This is a genomic window from Fulvivirga kasyanovii, assembly GCF_009711405.1.
GTDB classification, from domain to species: Bacteria; Bacteroidota; Bacteroidia; order Cytophagales; family Cyclobacteriaceae; genus Fulvivirga; species Fulvivirga kasyanovii.
The window spans coordinates 1-236 of record NZ_SMLW01000014.1; the positions used below are offsets into that span (position 1 = coordinate 1).

A 236-nucleotide genomic window follows, 5' to 3' on the forward strand; every position below is an offset into this window, starting at 1 on the left:
AGGAGCCTTGCAGCAATGCGAGGCTTTTTTCTTACCCAAAAGTCAATTTGGTTTTAGGCTCCCTGATCAGAGCCCCAAGGGTTTTAAGGATATGCTGGCGGTCTTCATCGTTTAACTGTTGCAGTTCATTGATCCGGTATGAAGGTTCTGAATTGGGTAACAGAGGATAGGGTTGCCTAGTGGGGCTATTCTTATATAACCCGCAGATAAAATCCTTTAGGCCGCTGAAAAACCGA

The 236-nt window shown here is 45.3% G+C and carries 1 protein-coding gene; it reads right to left on the reverse strand.

Going from position 1 to position 236, the window contains the following annotated elements; translation table 11 throughout:
• Positions 1-31: 31 nt before the first annotated feature.
• A partial coding sequence (locus tag E1163_RS30775; protein ID WP_221417838.1) for a hypothetical protein occupies positions 32-236 on the reverse strand: 205 nt, incomplete at its 5' end.